The sequence below is a fragment of the Pseudomonas sp. Pme6b genome (assembly GCF_058129925.1).
Genome location: NZ_CM176704.1, coordinates 3,107,541 through 3,122,500 on the forward strand (window position 1 = coordinate 3,107,541; position 14,960 = coordinate 3,122,500).

General features: G+C 58.2%; 8 protein-coding genes. 4 read left to right on the forward strand and 4 right to left on the reverse strand.

The window, feature by feature from the left end:
- Nucleotides 1-41: 41 nt before the first annotated feature.
- Entirely contained in the window at nt 42-200 is a 159-nt protein-coding gene (locus tag AC4ANE_RS14070; protein WP_080393906.1) for a hypothetical protein, read from the reverse strand.
- A 293-nt stretch (nt 201-493) separates the two neighbouring features.
- Between AC4ANE_RS14070 and AC4ANE_RS14075 the strand changes: the two genes are divergently transcribed.
- Genes AC4ANE_RS14075 through glgB form a run of 3 tightly spaced genes read left to right on the forward strand, consistent with a single transcriptional unit; the run spans nt 494 to nt 8,080 of the window.
- Nucleotides 494-2,512: an alpha-1,4-glucan--maltose-1-phosphate maltosyltransferase gene (locus AC4ANE_RS14075; RefSeq protein WP_002553687.1), complete on the forward strand. Its 2,019-nt coding sequence runs from the start codon at nt 494-496 to the stop codon at nt 2,510-2,512.
- A gap of 19 nt (nt 2,513-2,531) precedes the next feature.
- Entirely contained in the window at nt 2,532-5,858 is a 3,327-nt protein-coding gene (gene treS, locus AC4ANE_RS14080; protein WP_460408364.1) for a maltose alpha-D-glucosyltransferase, read from the forward strand.
- Complete coding sequence (glgB, locus tag AC4ANE_RS14085) at nt 5,855-8,080, forward strand: 1,4-alpha-glucan branching protein GlgB (RefSeq protein ID WP_031594785.1); 2,226 nt, start codon at nt 5,855-5,857, stop codon at nt 8,078-8,080. Before treS ends, glgB begins: the two co-directional genes overlap by 4 nt.
- A gap of 30 nt (nt 8,081-8,110) precedes the next feature.
- On the opposite strand, the gene AC4ANE_RS14090 is transcribed toward glgB, so the two are convergent.
- The 3 genes from AC4ANE_RS14090 to AC4ANE_RS14100 form a co-directional block, all read right to left on the reverse strand.
- Nucleotides 8,111-10,732 (reverse strand): autotransporter family protein, encoded by a 2,622-nt coding sequence (locus tag AC4ANE_RS14090; RefSeq protein ID WP_095178867.1) that lies wholly within the window; start codon nt 10,730-10,732, stop codon nt 8,111-8,113.
- Between the two features lie 252 nt (nt 10,733-10,984).
- Nucleotides 10,985-12,178 (reverse strand): MFS transporter, encoded by a 1,194-nt coding sequence (locus AC4ANE_RS14095; protein ID WP_057442612.1) that lies wholly within the window; start codon nt 12,176-12,178, stop codon nt 10,985-10,987.
- Between the two features lie 288 nt (nt 12,179-12,466).
- A protein-coding gene (locus tag AC4ANE_RS14100; protein WP_095077641.1) for an IS3 family transposase occupies nt 12,467-13,818 on the reverse strand; the annotation gives its coding sequence in 2 pieces (ribosomal slippage) (nt 12,467-13,359 and nt 13,359-13,818; 1,353 coding nt in all).
- A 22-nt stretch (nt 13,819-13,840) separates the two neighbouring features.
- On the opposite strand from AC4ANE_RS14100, the gene AC4ANE_RS14105 reads away from it, so the two are divergent.
- Complete coding sequence (locus AC4ANE_RS14105) at nt 13,841-14,911, forward strand: lactonase family protein (RefSeq protein WP_460408993.1); 1,071 nt, start codon at nt 13,841-13,843, stop codon at nt 14,909-14,911.
- The last annotated feature ends 49 nt before the right edge of the window (nt 14,912-14,960 follow it).

The following is a 14,960-nucleotide window of genomic DNA, read 5'->3' on the forward strand; positions in this document are numbered from 1 at the left end:
CATGGTCTGGCAAGCGCCTTCAGATACCGCTTACTGACTCGTCACACCGTTACAGGTGGCGCATTGGCGGGCGGGTCGCCTACCGGTGTTTGATCGGGTAGAGGCGGTGAGGGGGGGGGCTCCTGCTCGGGTACTGGCTCGGGCAGAACGGGGTCGTCGATGTTTGGATCAGGTACTTCTACTGGATTGGGTAGAGTCATGGTTGCAGCCTCCTTGTTGACCCTTTTTACGACCCCCCGGCTTGATTGATGATTCAATTGATTTTAACCGGATCACCCTTGCCCGATTGTTCTGCCCTGCCTTTGGCTCATGTTCAATGCGCCCACCTGACAACCTCAAAACCTTTGAACTTTACCTTCGTTGACCGCTCGGAACCTAGGCAGCTGAATTCGACGAGTCTTCTGCATTTCGCGATTGTCCGCTGCCATACCGTCAATTTTTCCATTGCATGGAATGCACAGGAGCGTCCCTGGGGCGTGAGGAGTGATGCTCGATGAGTGAACAGCCATATGGTCCGGATTCCCTGGCCACCGATGTACCGCACCCAACCCAACCCTTGTCACTGACCCAGGCGCTGCAATTGCCCCGCATCGTGATCGAAGACACGCTGCCAGTGATCGACGGTGGCCTGTTTGCGGCCAAGGCGATCATCGGGCAACCGGTCACCGTGACCAGCAAGGTCTACGCCGACGGGCACGACAAAATGGCGGTCAATATTCGCTGGCGTGCTGCCGATGAGGACACCTGGCATAGCGCGCCAATGCACGAACTGGGCAATGACAGCTGGGTCGGTGAGTTCACCCCGACTTTGGTCAGTCGCTATGTGTTTCGCCTTGAAGCCTGGATCGATCAGTTCGGCAGCTATCGTTACGAACTGGACAAGAAGTTCGGCGCTGGTGTGCCTGTCGACCTGGAACTGGAAGAGGGGCGCATTCATCTGGTGCATGCCGCTGAGCGCAGCCAGCACGATCAGCGCCAGCAGATTGAAAGCCTGCTAGGTCAGCTGGAGCAGGGCGATAAAGACGAGAAAGTCGCGTTGCTGTTGCACAGCGAAACCGCAAACCTGATGAAGCTGGCTGATAATCAGGCCTTCCTGAGTCGTAGCGTTGAATTTCCGCTGGATGTCGAGCGTGAGCTGGCGCAGTTCGCCAGCTGGTACGAGCTGTTTCCTCGCTCGATCACTGATGACCCTGCGCGCCACGGCACCTTCAACGATGTCCATTCGCGTTTGCCGATCATCCGCGACATGGGTTTCGACGTATTGTACTTTCCGCCGATTCACCCGATCGGCCGTGCCCATCGCAAGGGACCGAACAACTCTCTTACCGCAGGGCCGGATGATCCGGGCAGCCCGTACGCAATTGGCAGCGAGGATGGCGGTCATGAAGCCATTCACCCGCAGTTGGGCAGCCGTGAAGACTTCCGTAACCTGGTGAAGGCTGCGGCCGATCACGGGCTGGAAATCGCACTGGACTTCGCCATTCAATGTTCGCAGGACCACCCTTGGCTCAAGCAGCATCCGGGCTGGTTCTCATGGCGTCCGGACGGCACGATCCGCTATGCGGAAAACCCGCCGAAGAAGTATCAGGACATCGTCAACGTCGATTTCTACGCGCCTGATGCCATTCCTGGTCTGTGGCTGGAATTGCGTGACATCGTTCTGGGCTGGGTGAATGAAGGCGTGAAGATTTTCCGCGTCGATAATCCGCACACCAAGCCGCTGCCTTTCTGGCAGTGGATTATCGGCGAGGTGCGCAATCAGCATCCTGAGGTCATGTTCCTTGCCGAAGCGTTCACCAAGCCTGCCATGATGGCGCGACTGGGCAAGGTCGGTTACAGCCAGAGTTACACGTATTTCACCTGGCGCAACACCAAGGCAGAGCTGTCCGAGTATTTCACCCAGCTCAACGAAGTGCCTTGGCGTGACTGCTATCGCCCGAACTTTTTCGTCAACACACCTGATATCAACCCGCGCTTCCTGCACGAGTCTGGCCGTCCTGGATTTCTGATCCGTGCAGCGCTGGCCACCATGGGCTCCGGGCTGTGGGGCATGTATTCGGGGTTTGAGTTGTGTGAAGCGGCACCGATTCCCGGCAAGGAAGAGTATCTGGACTCGGAAAAGTACGAGATTCGCGTTCGGGACTATGCCGCACCGGGCAACATCATTGCCGAGATCGCCCAGCTCAACCGCATTCGCAGGCAGAACCCCGCGCTGCAAACGCACTTGGGCTTGAAACTGTATAACGCGTGGAATGACAACATTCTGTACTTCGGCAAGCGTTCGGCGGATGGCAGCAACTTCATTCTGATTGCCGTCAACCTTGACCCCTTCAACGCACAGGAAGCAGATTTCGAGCTGCCGCTGTGGGAAATGGGCCTGCCGGATGACGCGGCGACGTCGGGTGAAGACCTGATGACCGGACACCGCTGGACCTGGTACGGCAAGTATCAGCACACGCGTCTTGATCCATCACAACCGTTTGGAATCTGGCGCATCCAGGCTGCGCAATAACACTCCCAAGGAGTCAGTAATGGCCAAGAAGCCCGGTGACGCGACATTCATCAAAGACCCGCTCTGGTACAAGGATGCGGTGATTTACCAGGTTCATGTGAAATCGTTCTTCGATTCCAATAACGACGGGATCGGCGATTTCGCGGGCTTGATCGAAAAGCTCGACTACATTGCCGCGCTGGGGGTCAACACCATCTGGTTGCTGCCGTTCTACCCGTCGCCGCGCCGGGACGATGGCTACGATATTTCCGAATACCGCGATGTGCATAGCGATTACGGCACCATGGCCGATGCCAAGCGCTTCATTGCTCAGGCGCACAAGCGTGGCCTGCGGGTGATCAGTGAGCTGGTTATCAACCATACGTCCGACCAGCACCCGTGGTTTCAGAAAGCGCGTCATGCCAAGCCCGGCTCAAAGGCACGGGATTTCTATGTCTGGTCGGACACCGACCAGAAGTACGACGGCACGCGGATCATTTTTCTCGACACAGAAACGTCCAACTGGACCTGGGACCCGGTCGCCGAGCAATACTTCTGGCACCGTTTTTACTCCCACCAACCAGACCTGAACTTCGATAACCCGCACGTACTTGATGCGGTGCTTGAAGTCATGCGCTTCTGGCTGGACCTGGGCATTGACGGTTTGCGTCTGGACGCTATCCCATACCTGATCGAACGCGATGGCACCAATAACGAGAACCTTCCGGAAACCCATCAGGTGCTCAAGCGTATTCGCGCCGAGATCGATGCGAACTACCCGGACCGCATGCTGCTGGCCGAGGCCAATCAATGGCCGGAAGACACCCAGCTGTATTTCGGCGACAGCAAGGGGCCGGATGGCGACGAATGTCACATGGCGTTTCACTTCCCGCTGATGCCGCGCATGTACATGGCGCTGGCGCAGGAAGACCGCTTTCCGATCACCGATATTCTGCGCCAGACACCGGAAATTCCGGATAATTGCCAGTGGGCGATTTTCCTCCGCAACCACGACGAACTGACCTTGGAAATGGTGACGGATCGTGAGCGTGATTACCTCTGGAATTACTATGCCGCTGACCGCCGCGCGCGGATCAACCTGGGTATTCGTCGACGCCTGGCACCACTGGTTGATCGGGACCGCCGCCGGGTCGAACTGTTGAACAGCATGCTGTTGTCGATGCCCGGCACGCCGACGTTGTATTACGGTGATGAGATCGGCATGGGCGACAACATCTATCTAGGCGACCGGGATGGTGTGCGTACGCCGATGCAGTGGTCGATCGACCGCAACGGCGGCTTTTCGCGTGCAGATCCGGCCAGCCTGGTATTGCCGCCGATCATGGACCCGATGTACGGCTTTCAGTCGGTCAACGTCGAAATTCAGGAGCGTGACCCGCACTCGCTGCTGAACTGGAATCGACGCATGCTGGCGGTGCGCAAACAGCAGAAGGCATTCGGGCGTGGCACGCTGAAAATGCTCTCGCCGTCGAACCGCCGCATTCTTGCGTATACCCGCGAGTACACGGCACCCGATGGTCACAGCGAAGTGGTGTTGTGTGTTGCCAACGTTTCCAGCGCCGCTCAGGCTGCAGAGCTTGAGCTGTCGGCTCACGCAGGCACAGTGCTGGTGGAAATGCTCGGTGGCAGCGCATTTCCGCCTATCGGGCAGTTAAGCTATTTGCTGACGCTCCCGCCGTATGGTTTTTACTGGTTTTTACTGGCTTCGGAGAATCAAATGCCCAGTTGGCACGTTGAACCCGCACAGAGCATGCCGGACTTCCCGACCCTGGTGCTCAAGAAGCGCCTTGAGGAGTTGCTCGAAGAGCCGCTGCGCAGCACCATGGAAAAAACGTCACTGGCTGTTTATTTGCCAAAACGCCGCTGGTTCGCAGGCAAGGGCAAGGACATAGAGCAGGTCAATATCGCGTATGCGGTGCGTTTCGGCGATGAGGCGCACCCTGTGTTGCTCAGCGAAATAGAAGTGACTGCAGACGGCCAGACCGATCGCTATCAGCTGCCATTCGGCTTGCTCGCCGAAGACGACATCAGCAGCGCGTTGCCACAGCAACTGGCACTTGCCAGAGTGCGGCGTAATCGTGATGTAGGGCTGATCACCGATGCGTTTACTCTGGAAACCTTCATTCGTGCAGTGATTCAGGGCATGCAGTCGGATACGGTCATCCCCTGCGCTGACGGCGAGTTGCGTTTCGAGCAAAGTTCTCAGCTGGCACCGCTCGCCCTCACCGCAGAGTCGGAAGTGCGCTACCTGTCTGCCGAGCAGTCGAACAGCTCGGTGGTCGTCGGTGGCAGCCTGGTGCTCAAACTGATTCGTAAAGTCAGTGCCGGGACGCACCCGGAGCTGGAAATGGGTGCTTTCCTGACCAACGCTGGCTTCAAGAATATCTCGCCGTTGCTTGGCTCTGTGGTGCGTGTCGGCAACGACGGAAAACCGAATCTGCTGATGATTGCCCAAGGCTACCTGAGCAATCAGGGTGACGCTTGGGAGTGGACACAGAACAATCTGGAACGCGCAGTACGCGATGAGTTGGCGCATGGCGTTTCCGGCCAGGAACAGCATTACAATGCGTTGCTGGAGCTGGCGGACTTTTCGCGTAGCCTTGGTCAGCGTCTCGGTGAAATGCACCAGATTCTGGCGTCGCCTACCGACAATGCAGACTTCGCTGTTGAAGTCACCAGCAGTCAGGACAGCAAGGCCTCCGGAACCAGCGTCAATGCTCAGCTTGAGCGCGCCTTGCAACTGCTTGAGCAGCGCAAGGGCGATCTGGAACAGGACGATCAGCAACTGGTCAGCGATTTGCTTGCACAGCGCAAGCAGATTCGTCAGCGCGTCGAAGGTCTGGCCAAGCGCTCGGCAGGTGGCCTGCGGATTCGCGTGCATGGTGACTTGCACCTCGGGCAAGTGCTGGTGGTCAAAGGCGATGCCTACCTGATCGATTTCGAGGGTGAACCGGCCCGCGCACTTGAAGAACGCCGTGCCAAGCACAGCCCGTTCAAGGATGTCAGCGGTGTTTTGCGCTCGTTTGACTACGCTGCCGCCATGGCAGTACGCAGCGCACAAAGCGTCGATACCTCGCCTGAGGCTGCCGGTGCTCGCAAACGTGTCGCCGAGACCTACCTGGCGCAGGCGCGGGAAGCCTTTATCGAAGGTTATCGCTCGGCAACGAGCGGAATGGCTCATGCCTGGAAAGATGCAAAAGGGGAGGACGCCGCACTGGAATTGTTCACCCTTGAAAAAGCTGCTTATGAAGTGATCTACGAAGCCGAGAATCGTCCAGCCTGGTTGGCCGTTCCCTTGCAAGGCTTGCGTGGGTTGCTGCAACCGTCTGATGGAGAGCCAATATGAATGCGCCTCACAAAACCGGCACAGGCCGCCGCGCGATTCCCGCTGCTGCGGACCTCGACGCGCTGATCCGCGCGGAACACCGTGATCCTTTCTCGATCCTGGGTCCGCACGGTGACGGCGGCAGCGGGCAATACGTTCGTGCCTATCTGCCCGCTGCGTTGAGCGTGCGTCTGCTGGCCAAAGATGATGGTCGCGAGCTGGGCGAGATGGAAATGAGCGAGGTGCCGGGGTTTTTCGTCGGTCATCTCGAACAGCCACAGCCTTACCTGCTGAAAATCCAATGGGCTGGCGGCGAGCAGATCACCGAGGACCCTTACAGCTTCGGTCCGCTGCTGGGCGAGATGGACCTTTATCTGTTTGCCGAAGGCAACCACCGCGACCTGAGCAGTTGCCTGGGCGCGCAAGTGACCAACGTCGATGGCGTCGACGGTGTGCGCTTTGCGGTCTGGGCGCCGAATGCCCGCCATGTGTCGGTGGTCGGCAGTTTCAACAGCTGGGATGGTCGTCGTCACCCGATGCGCCTGCGTCACCCGACCGGCGTATGGGAGATTTTCGTTCCGCGTCTGCAGCCCGGTGAAGTCTACAAATACGAGATCCTCGGTGCCCACGGGATTCTGCCGCTGAAAAGCGACCCTATGGCTCTGGCCACTACGCTGCCGCCCGACACCGCGTCAAAGGTCTCTGCGCCACTGCAATTCGAGTGGAACGACCAGGAATGGCTGCAAACACGGACAGGCCGCCACGATGTTGCCGCGCCGCTGTCGATCTACGAACTGCACGCAGGCTCGTGGCAGATGGAGCAGCACGAAGACGGTCAATGGCGACAGTACAACTGGCGCGAGCTGGCTGACCGCTTGATTCCCTATGTGAAGGAACTCGGCTTCACCCACATTGAGCTGATGCCGATCATGGAGCACCCGTTCGGGGGGTCATGGGGCTATCAGTTGCTGGCCCAGTTTGCACCGACTGCTCGCTACGGTTCGCCAGAAGATTTCGCTGCGTTCGTCGACGCCTGTCATCGGGCTGAAATCGGCGTGATTCTTGACTGGGTGCCTGCGCATTTCCCGACCGATACCCACGGCCTGGCGCAGTTCGACGGCACCGCTCTGTACGAGTACGCCGACCCCAAGGAAGGCTTCCATCAGGACTGGAACACGCTGATCTACAACCTGGGGCGCACCGAAGTTCACGGCTTCATGCTGGCCTCGGCGTTGCACTGGCTCAAGCATTATCACATTGACGGTCTGCGCGTGGATGCGGTGGCGTCAATGCTGTACCGCGACTATTCGCGTAATGCAGGCGAATGGGTGCCAAATCGCTTTGGCGGACGCGAAAACCTCGAGGCAATCGACTTTCTGCGTCATTTGAACGACGTAGTTGCGCTGGAAGCCCCAGGGACCATGGTGATTGCGGAAGAGTCGACCGCGTGGCCGGGTGTCAGCGAGCCGACCCAGCAGGGTGGGCTGGGCTTCAACTACAAGTGGAACATGGGCTGGATGCATGATTCGCTGCAGTACATGGAGGAGGACCCGATCAATCGCGGACACCACCACGGCAAGCTGAGCTTCAGCCTGGTGTACGCGTGGTCAGAGCGCTTCGTACTGCCTATTTCCCATGACGAAGTGGTACACGGCAAACATTCGCTGATCGACAAGATGCCGGGTGACCACTGGCAGAAGTTCGCCAACCTGCGCGCTTATCTGTCGTTCATGTGGACGCACCCGGGCAAGAAACTGCTGTTCATGGGCTGTGAATTCGGTCAGTGGCGTGAGTGGAATCACGACCGTGAACTGGACTGGTACTTGATGAAATACGCTGAACATATTGGCGTGAAGAAGCTGGTCAGTGACCTGAACCGAATCTATCGTCAGGAAAAGGCGTTGTACCAGCGCGATGCTGATCCAGCGGGCTTCCAGTGGCTGATCGGCGACGACCAGGCCAATAGCGTGTTTGCCTACCTGCGCTGGAGCAATGATGGCGAGCCGCTGCTGGTGGTGGCCAACATGACGCCAGTGCCGCGCCTGGATTATCGTGTCGGCGCGCCGGTATCAGGTGCATGGACTGAGTTGCTGAACAGCGACGCGGAAACCTACGCAGGTTCTAACATGGGCAATGGTGGGGAAGTGAACACCGAAGACGAGCCAGCACATGGGATGGAGGCTTCACTGAAACTGAACCTGCCGCCGCTTGCCGTGCTTATCCTCAAACCGAAGAAAGACTGACCAGGGCGCATCCCCGCGCTGACGGTCGCATTACCACACCAGCCTGAAACCCAGGCTGGTGTTTACTCCCTCCGTTCCTTGTTCGCCCAGATCAACAAGGTAATCAGCGCTCCAGTGCAGACTGGCCTTGCTGCTCAATGTCGCTATCATCCCGGCGCCGATACTGCCCGTCGTTGATCGATGCTCGGTTCTTATCTGCTCTGCATGATCGAATGTCAGCGTGTCATGGCCGTCTTTGGTGTGCCAGAGGTTGGCTCGCAGATAAGGCGCTATCGGTACGCTACTGAATTGATAGCGCCCCTTGAAACGTATGCCGATGCGCCCTGTGGTGTAAGACTGACTGTCGAATCCGAGATGGGCAATGCCGTCATGCTGATCCTGAAGGTCTATGCGTTGGTAGATGATCTGTAGCTGAGGCTCTGCAACCCAGCGCTGTGAGAGTGGCAGCGGATACCCGGCCTCTGCAGACAGGCTCATCACATGGCCTTCAATGTCGACACCTGTGCCCCTGACGGAGCGGCTGCGGCCGTCCAGGCGAGTGCACATCGCGACTGCGTCAACGTACCCGCCACCGGGTGTCGTCAGCGTCCAGTAGGCCCCCAGGCTTTGCCCGCTCAGTTTCAGGTGCCCTGTTTCGTAGTTTCTGAAACCCTCAGCAAAACCCTGCACTTTGCCATCCAGACGGTTATGCGCGACGAACAGCCCGACGCGCTGGCTCCGCCCGTTGTCCAAGTGCCAGGCATACAGATCATGGCCGATCTGGTAGCCCTTGAATGAAGCGTCCAGGCCTGGGCTCACGTCTCCAGACCAGCGTTGCCTGAAGTCGCTGCCAAACACACGTGCCCATCCGGCAGGCGCCATGTCGTATTCAGTCAGTAGCGCCTGATCACCCTGGCGCTCATGAAAGGTGCCCAGCGAACTCAGCGCCAGGACCGCAGCGCTTGGCGCTGCCACTGAATAGTTGGCGACCTCGGGGCGGTACAACGCGATGGGCGAGGCTCCGCGAACGGGTTCCGGCAGTGGCGGTGTTCCGATCGCGGGCACTGGCAGTGCGGCTGCCGGGAGGACCGGGGCCGGGGTGGTCGGCGCAGGCTCAGGGTTTGGGAGCGGGGCGGGCACAGGTTGCGGTGTTGGTGTCGGCTCGGGAGCAGGTTCGGGAGTCGGCTCAGGTGTCGGCTGGGGAGTTGGCTGGGGAGTTGGCTGTGCAGGTTCGGGGAGGGGCTCTACAGGGGGCGGCGCTGGCGTTGGCGGCGCAATCACCGCAGAGCGCAGGAACCAGCTGTTCTCCGAGCCGGCAGTGGCGCCGCCCTTGAACAGGTAATACTGATAAGCGCCTGCAGACAGCGGACTTTGCAACGAAAAGGCGCTGCTATCGCTGGTTGCACCGTTGATGGCTTGTACCACTTCAATGCCGTTGCCAAGGGGCAGGGCGCCCAGCCCACCCGCGTTGCTGACGATCATGCGCGTAGAACCACTGATCCTACCCTGTGCCACCACCAGTCGGTCGCTGGCGGATGCATCATCGCCCAGTGCCGAGAGCAACAGCAGCCGCCCGTTCTGGCCGGTGTAATTGCCGTTCACCGTCAATGTGCCAGTGAGCGCACTGCCTGCATCGCGCACGTCCAGCGTTCCGGCATTCTCTAATGAAGCGAGGGATGCTGCGCGGAAGGGCGCAATGCTGCCCGAGGTCGAGATCAGCGTACTGCTGGAATCAATGTTCAGAACGCCGGTGTTACTCACGCCGTCACCAAGGACCAGCTTACCGGCCAGATCCAGCTGCGAGCCGTTGCTCAGGTTGACGGTCTCCCAGTTGCCATAGCGACCCGGCTGCAAAGACACAGTGTTATCAAGCGTCAGCACGTCATTGCCAGGGCCGCCGTCAAGCAGCGGGTTGGCGCTCAGGTAATATTCGCTCAGGTTGTACAGCCGCGCCGCATCATCGCCGTCGGCCATCAACACACTGTTGCGGGCGTAGCCACCGTTCAGCCAATTGAAGCTGTCATTACCGGCGCTGGCACGAACTTCACCACGAATATCGCCACCGCTGAGGGTGATCAGGTCGTCGCCGCCGCTGACGCTGACATTGCCGCCCACAGAGCCGCCCAAGAGGGTGATCGTATCCCTGCCAAAGCCGGTTACCAGGTTGTTGATGATCGTGCCACCGGACATCTCGAACACGTTGTTGTCGAGCTTCATGTCAACTCGGCCAATGCTGCCGCCGGTCATCACCGCAACGTCGCCGTCCTCGAACGCACGAGTGATGGTGCCTCCGGTCATCAGAAAGGTATCTCGCCCGTCGCCCTGGTTCAGGCCGCCGCTGATCTCGCCCGCCGACAACGTGAATGAGTCGATTCCGGCACTCTGGGTTACGTTGCCGAGAATACGGCCTGACTGCATATCAACGCTGTCGATTCCTGACCCATAGCTGATATCGCCGGCGACCGTGCCTGTTCCGCCTTTGGGAAATATCAGAATGTGATCGCCGCTCAGACCGATAAATGAGCCGCTGATGTCACTGTCGCAGACTTGAACGCCGGACGACGTCGAGGACCCAAGTGCGCAGGCTCCCTCCGCACAGGACGGGATAATGGCCAGCATAATGAATGGCAGAACATTACGGGTGTGGTACAGATGAATACAACGAATTTTCATGACAGCTCTCCCGGCCAGGCAGGCAGCAGGGAGGCAATCGAAACGGATCAAGGCGCCAGACTGCCACGCTCAGTGACGTCGCCCCAAGGCTGGCGACGGTCGCTTTGCGGGCCTGTTTTCAAGGCCCGCAGTACGAAGTCAAGAGGTCGTTGGCCGATGCGTCAAGAAGTTGACCGACCGGTGGCGAGATTTAAACTTTTGCTACCAACTATTGGAATTACAAGTAAAAAACTTATGCGCTAAAGGTAGTGTTCATGCTGGATATGTTTGGTTGGCGGTGCGGCGTGATAACCAGATTGTCAGCGCCAGCGCGCACGCCGACAGCAACGCCGCGTAAAAAAATATCCAGTCATAGCCCTGACCCAAGGCAATAGCCCCCATTACAGGGCCGGCAATTGCCAGGGCCAGATCGAAGAACACAGCGTAGGCACTCAGGCCTGCGCCTCGGCTGGGGGTAGGTACGCTTTTGATCGCTTCCACGCCCAGCGCCGGGTAGACCAGTGAAAGCCCCACACCGGTCAGTCCTGCCCCAGCCAGAGCAATGCCGCTGCTCGGTGAAAGCCAGAGCATCAGCAGTCCGCAGATCTCCACAGCCATGCAGACGATGGCCGCGTTGTAGCCGCCGAGGCGGTTGATGGCACCGATGAACAGCAGGCGGGCGAGGATAAAGCACACGCCAAACATGCTCAGGCAATAGGCCGCACCTTCCCAGCCGCGGCTTAGATAAAACAGGGTGATGAAGGTGGTCAGCGTGCCGTAGCCGATGGAGGACAACGTCAGTCCCAGACCATAAGGCGCGATCCGGCCGAACACTGACCAATAGGGCAGGCGCTCACCGACTACGACCGGTACCGATGGCTTGTTGCGGATCAGCCAAAGTGCCAGCCCTGCCATCACGATCAAGGCGCCCCCCAGGCTGTTGAAACCCACGGCGTCGATGACAATCACTCCCAGCGGTGCACCAATGGCTATCGCACCATAGGACGCGATGCCGTTCCACGAGATTGATCGGGCCGTATGTTCCGCGCCGAGCTTGCCGATGCACCAACTGATAGTGCCAACTCCGATAAGCCCTTGGGAAATGCCGAGAAACAGTCGCGCAACGATCAGAATCGACAGGCTCAGCGTGGCAAACTCCTGAAGCAGCGTTGCCAGTAACGTCATGCTGCCACTGATGACGATGCCCCACAGTCCGAACACGATAGAGCGCTTGCTGCCCAGCGTGTCGGTCGCCCGGCCGGCAAAAGGTCGACTCAGCAGCGTTGCCAGGTATTGCGAGGCAATGGTCAGGCCTGCAATCAACGGGCTGAAACCCAGCTGGTCGTGAACATAGCCGGGCAGCACCGCAATAGGCAGGCCGATGCACAGGAAGGCGATGAACGTGTAGAAAACGATGGAAACGATCTGCAGGGTAATCGTCATGGAACCGGAGTGTGCGGCAGGCATTGGGCTCTTCGCTGGCAGGCGGTGGGAGTGCCTCATCATGGCGTGCGCTGTGACTAAAAGAAAGCAGGCTAACGGTTTTATGCGGGCTGATTATCAGGCAGTTGCTGTTCTGTAGATATGGTCATAGGATGACTGATCACACCACAATAATAAAAAGGTTCACCATGAGAAATATTCTGTTGCTGGCCGCTGCAGTCGGTTGTTCGTTTGGCCTGCCTGCCCAGGCAGCCACGTTTGCTTACATTTCCAGTCCCACTGACTGAACTGCCCCCCAAAAGTTGGACGGTTTTAGCTTGCCGCCTGAGCCCTGTATTTTACGGGGCTTTGGCCGTTGAGCTTCAGCTTGATGCGGTCATGGTTGTAGTAGTGGATGTACTCATCCAGACCTGCTTTCAACTCATCGATGCTTTCAAACTGTTTCAGGTAGAAAAACTCGGATTTCAGTGTACCGAAAAAGCTTTCCATTGCCGCATTGTCCAGGCAGTTGCCCTTACGGGACATGCTTTGTTTGACGCCTCGTACCGATAGCTTATGGCGATACTGCGCGTGTTGATACTGCCAGCCCTGGTCCGAGTGCATCACAAGCTTCGGCTCGTCCTGCAACTGCTGAAGCGCCTTGTCCAGCATGCTGGTGACCAGCTCAAAGCTCGGCCTTGTCGACACTTCATACGCCACGATTTCACCGTTGTACAAGTCCATCACGGGTGAGAGATACAGCTTTCGATTGCCTACCTTGAACTCAGTCACATCGGTCACCCACTTCTGGTTCGGGCGTTGCGCGCTGAAATTGCGCTCCAGCAAATTCGGCGCAATGGTTCCGATTACGCCCTTATAGGAGCGGTATTTTTTGGGGCGCACCACTGATCGCAGGCCCAGTTCTGCCATCAGTCGTTCTACAACCTTCTTGTTGACCAAAATACCTGCAGTGCGAATGACCGCCGTGATACGCCGAGCGCCATAAAGGCCTTTCTCCTCGTGGTAAATGCTTTCGACTAACTGTTTCAAAGCAGCATAGGGATCGGGTCTGGATTGCACCTGAACCTGATAGTAAAACGTGCTGCGTGCCAAGCCCGCCAGCCTCAGCAGAGCGCAAAGCGGGAACCGGCCCCTCAGTTGCTTGATGCTCAGGGCTTTTTCGGTTGCCGTCGTTTCTGCTCCTTCAGCTCTTCCAACTTTTTTAGGTAAGCGTTCTCCATGCGCAGATATTCAAGCTCGCTCATCAACTGGTCGCGCGTCTTCTGCGTATCGTCGGCGGTTACTGGTTTGGCGGGATAAGGCTTCTTTGGCATGGCGACAGGCTTTCTTCTGGCAGGAACATACGGGGCTGTACCGCTACTGTAATGCCGCTTTTCCCAAATGACTATTTGGCCGGGATCCCCGATACCAAAATGCGCAGCGGCCTGACGGAGCGATAGCTTGTGTTCACGCCTGTGCTCAAGCACTGAGCGCTTGAAAGCTTCGCTGTATCGAAGACCAGGCTTGCGATGGCCGGTGTGACCATGACTCTTGTAGTTAGCGACCCAGCGTCGAAGCAGGCTGAAATCGATCGAGAACTGGCGGGCTACCATACGAAAGCCCATGTTGTCTTCAAGATACGCTTTGACGACAGTGAGCTTGAACTGCTCTGAATACTTACCCATTTGAACACCCCCGTGAGGTCGGATTGGTGTCCAACTTCTTGGGGGCAGTTCAGACGGCCTTATATCCCAATACCGTCTGGATGAGCAGAGCGGCGCGCTCAGCCTGGTCGAGCAGACCAAAGCCGGAGACCAGGTCAATCCGATGGCCATCTCACCGGACGGCAAAGCGTTATTTGCAGCGCTGCGTTCCAAGCCTTATCAAGTGCTGAGTTTCAGCATCGAGCCTGCAACAGGGCATCTCAAGCCGCTGAGCCAGGCACCATTGGCCGAGAGCCTGGCCTATTTGTCTACCGATCGCAGCGGGCGCTTCCTGTTCGGCGCATCCTATGGTGCCGATTTGCTCAGCGTACAGCCCATCGATGCGCAACACCGCCCCAGCGACAGTATCCAGACCTACAAGACCGGCATGCATGCGCATTCGGTGCGCACCGACCCGAGCAACCGTTTTGTATACGCCGGTAATCTTGGCGTTGATCGTGTTCTGCAATACCGGCTGGAGCCAAAAGACGGCAAGCTTGTTCCCATTGGCGAGGGCTACGTTGCGGTTGCCGAGAGTACCGGCCCGCGCCACTTGGCATTCTCTTCCGATGGCAAATTTCTGTACGTGGTTGGCGAAATGAGTGGCACCGTCACTGCCTTCGCGATCAACCAGAAAACCGGTGCGTTGAAGCAGACAAGCACGGCGGACGGTATCCCGAAACGCTTGAATCTGGCGCCGGGGCAGGCCCGCGATGCGCGCAACAATGATCTCAAGGATGACCCCACCCCGCGTATCTGGGCGGCAGACATTCGCCTCGCGCCGAATGGCAGGTTGCTGTTTATCAGCGAGCGCACCACCAGCAGCTTGTCGGTGTTCAAGGTCGAGCCTGCCAGTGGCAAGGTGACGTTTGTCGAAAACTATCTGGTGCAGGAAAAACAGCCACGCAATATTGCGGTGTCACCCAATGGGCGCTGGTTGCTGGTGAGCGGTGAGAAAAGCGACAAGGTCGGCAGTTACGCCATTGCGGCGAACGGTGCCTTGCAGCGGGTCAGCGAAGCGCCCTCGGGCAAGGGTGCGCTGTGGATTGAAATGCTCAGCCAGCCGGGCCAATAGCGGTTTTGAAAATAAAAAGCCCTGTCACAAGACAGGGCTTTTTGTTGAG

Coding starts and splice junctions, on each gene's coding strand:
- AC4ANE_RS14070 (WP_080393906.1), bottom strand. CDS start 200: ATGACTCTACCCAATCCAGTAGAAGTACCTGATCCAAACATCGACGAC.
- AC4ANE_RS14075 (WP_002553687.1), top strand. CDS start 494: ATGAGTGAACAGCCATATGGTCCGGATTCCCTGGCCACCGATGTACCG.
- treS (WP_460408364.1), top strand. CDS start 2,532: ATGGCCAAGAAGCCCGGTGACGCGACATTCATCAAAGACCCGCTCTGG.
- glgB (WP_031594785.1), top strand. CDS start 5,855: ATGAATGCGCCTCACAAAACCGGCACAGGCCGCCGCGCGATTCCCGCT.
- AC4ANE_RS14090 (WP_095178867.1), bottom strand. CDS start 10,732: ATGAAAATTCGTTGTATTCATCTGTACCACACCCGTAATGTTCTGCCA.
- AC4ANE_RS14095 (WP_057442612.1), bottom strand. CDS start 12,178: ATGCCTGCCGCACACTCCGGTTCCATGACGATTACCCTGCAGATCGTT.